Annotated in this window: 2 protein-coding genes; both read right to left on the bottom strand. The window is 68.7% G+C overall.

Annotated elements, in window-relative coordinates; translation table 11 throughout:
* Positions 1 to 74: 74 nt before the first annotated feature.
* On the bottom strand, positions 75 to 917 hold the full coding sequence (istB, locus tag ACH4U7_RS53140) for an IS21-like element helper ATPase IstB (RefSeq protein WP_398534937.1): 843 nt from the start codon (positions 915 to 917) through the stop codon (positions 75 to 77).
* Positions 917 to 2,191, bottom strand: coding sequence for an IS21 family transposase (gene istA, locus ACH4U7_RS53135; RefSeq protein WP_398534936.1), 1,275 nt, complete (start codon positions 2,189 to 2,191; stop codon positions 917 to 919). Before istA ends, istB begins: the two co-directional genes overlap by 1 nt.
* Positions 2,192 to 2,313: the final 122 nt, after the last annotated feature.

Genomic DNA, 2,313 nt, shown 5'->3' with positions numbered 1-2,313 from the left:
TGTCGGCGGCGGCTGAACCGTGACCCATTTTGGACGGTTGAGTTTGGACCCTTTCGCGTCGTCGGTGGTCTTGTTCAGTCTTTGTCGGTGGCAGTGGGGACGCGGCCGAGTTCGCGGCCCCGCATGCGGTAGGACTCGCCCTTGAGGGAGTGGACCTCGGCGTGGTGGACGAGGCGGTCGATCATCGCTGCTGCCACGGTCTCGTCGCCGAAGACCTCTCCCCAGCGCCCGAACGGCTTGTTCGAGGTCACGATCACACTGGCCCTTTCGTATCTGTTCGAGATCAGCTGGAAGAACAGGTTCGCGGCCTCGGCCTCGAAGGGGATGTATCCCACCTCGTCGATCACGATCAGCGGGTAGCGGCCGAGTTTGATCAGTTCGTTTTGGAGCCGGTTGCTGTGGTGGGCGGCAGCGAGGCGGTCGACCCACTGGGCGGCGGTGGCGAACGCGACCCGGTGGCCGGCCTGGCAGGCCCGGACGGCAAGCCCGGTCGCCACGTGCGTCTTGCCGGTGCCCGGCGGCCCCAGGAAAACAGCGTTCTCCTTGGCCGCGATGAAGTCCAATGTTCCCAGATGCGCGAGTTGCTGGCGCGTCAGGCCACGCAGGTGGGTGAGGTCCAGTTCCTCCAGTGTCTTGATCGCGGGGAAGCGGGCGGCGCGGATACGGCTCTCGCCACCGTGGCTGTCGCGGGCGGCGGCCTCGCGCTGGAGGCAGGCGACCAGGTATTCGAGGTGGGTCCAGGACTCGGCCTGAGCCCGTTCGGCCAGGCGTTCGGCGGCGTCCAGCAGGGCGGGGGCCTTCAGAGCGCGGGCGAGGAAGGCCAGGTCGGCGGCGGTTTGCCGGCCCGTGCGGGCCGCGGCACCGTCAGGCTTGGCGGGGTTGCTCGTGGCTGCGGAGCCGGTGGTGGTGCGGGCCATCAGGTGGTGTCCTCCTTTCCGGCTCCGCCTTCGATGAGAGTGAACATGCGGTCATAGGTGGCGAGTTCACGTTGTTCGACGTCGATGCCGAGGCTGTCGGGGCCCAGCATCGCGGCGTGGGCGGTGGCGGCTCGGGCTGCCTGCTGGTGGATCGCCTGGCCGCGCAGGATGTCGGCCGCGGCGGCGTGTTCGGGGTCGGTGAGACTCTGGTGCCTGGCCCAGCAGCGGGTATGCCGGGCCACGACGTCATTGCTGCTGGCGATGACGGTGACCTCTTCGTTGTCCGCCCGGACCATCACCGTCCTTCCGATGGCCCGGGGGTGGACGGAGTAGTCGTTGGTGTCGACGCGGACGTAGTGGTCGCGGCCGATGCGGGTGTGGAAGCGCCACCAGTGGGGCGGTGAGACGGGCGGGACCTTGAGCATCGCGGCGCGGTCCGCCTCCCAGCGGTCGACGGGCCGGGCGGTGATCGAGCGGTGGATGCGCCGGTTGGCGATCTGCAGCCAGGCGTTCAGCTGGGCGTTGAAGTCGTCCGGGCCGGTGAAGACCCGGCCGGGCAGGAAACTGGTCTCCAGGTAGCCGTTGGCGCGCTCGACCAGGCCCTTCGCCTCCGGGTCGCGGGGGCGGCAGAGGTGGACCCTGACCGCGAGCAGTCCTGCGAACGCGGCGAACTCGCTGGTCAGCTTGCCTTTGCCGACGCCGGCTTCGTTGTCCCACACCAGTGTCTTGGGGACCGCCTGCCAGCCGTCGGCGAGCAGGCGCCAGTGCCCGTCGATCAGATCCCCGGTCTGCCGCGAGGGCAGCATCCGGCCGGTGATCATCCGTGAGTAGCCGGAGACGATGACCAGGACCGGGGGCCGACCGGACTGGCCGTAGCCGAGCGGGATGTCCACCGGCGGGAACCACAAGTCACACTGGGCGAGCTCGCCCGGCTGATAGGCCGTGCGGGAGACCGGATCGGCGGGCAGGTAAGCCGGCCTGAGCTCGCGCACGCGTTCCTTGAGGATCGTCATCCCGCGGCTCCAGCCGATCCGCTCGGCGATCACTGTCGCGGGCATCGTCGGGGTCTGCTTCAGCAACTCGCGGATAGCCGGCTCGAACGCATCCACGGCCGAGCCCTTCAGCGGGCGCTGGTAGACCGGCGGCCGGTCGGTGGCCAGGGCACGCTTCACCGTGTTCTTCGAGATGCCCAGGTGACGGGCGATCGCCCGGATCGGCATCTGCTCGGCCCGGTGCAGTCGGCGGATCTCAGCCCAGTCCTCCACATGAATCACCCTCTCCTCCTGACCCTCGGCGAGGATCAGAATGATCAGACGATCGCGAGAAGAATCGGATCTACTCCGGCGGGTCCCGTTTCATCCGTCGTATGGCGGTCAGTTTTCGCCCGTCGCCGACA

The organism is Streptomyces sp. NPDC020845, assembly GCF_044334165.1.
In the GTDB taxonomy this organism is placed as follows: Bacteria; Actinomycetota; Actinomycetes; order Streptomycetales; family Streptomycetaceae; genus Streptomyces.
The sequence above is the reverse complement of the archived record's forward strand: the minus strand, read 5'-3'. Positions and strand labels throughout refer to the sequence as shown.

Bases quoted from the DNA above. Each gene is read 5' to 3' on its own strand.
- istB (WP_398534937.1), bottom strand. From the start codon at position 917: ATGGCCCGCACCACCACCGGCTCCGCAGCCACGAGCAACCCCGCCAAG.